The sequence below is a fragment of the Mesorhizobium sp. CNPSo 4688 genome (genome assembly GCF_057784295.1).
Window position 1 is genome coordinate 1 of the sequence record NZ_JBWLUY010000109.1, and the last position, 333, is coordinate 333.

At 65.5% G+C, this 333-nt stretch carries 1 protein-coding gene; it reads right to left on the reverse strand.

The features are described from left to right. Positions 1–18: 18 nt before the first annotated feature. A partial coding sequence (locus AC04SH_RS35015) for a Ulp1 family isopeptidase (RefSeq protein WP_488481895.1) occupies positions 19–333 on the reverse strand: 315 nt, incomplete at its 5' end.

A 333-nucleotide genomic window follows, 5' to 3' on the forward strand; every position in this document is an offset into this window, starting at 1 on the left:
TCCCGCCATGGCGAAGCTTCAGCCCCTCAGTCGGTTTTGCAGTGCCTGCCGATCGGCACGGAGCCCGTCGAGGTCCAGCTGGACTGGCTGCCCTGGTTGCGCCAATCGCCTAACCAGCTCGCGCGTGCCGTCCACCACAAAGACGCCGCAATCATGACCGTTTCGCTGTTGGGGGATGCGGGGTGACTCCAAGCGCGCGCCCAGCCTTGCTGCGAGTTGTCCTGCGGGCGCCTCGTTGTATCTCCCGTTCGAGTCGTAGTGATAGGCAACCGGCCGTTCCCGCTCGCGGCGATCAACGAACAGCAGCGACCAATGGCTGCCGCGGCGATTGGC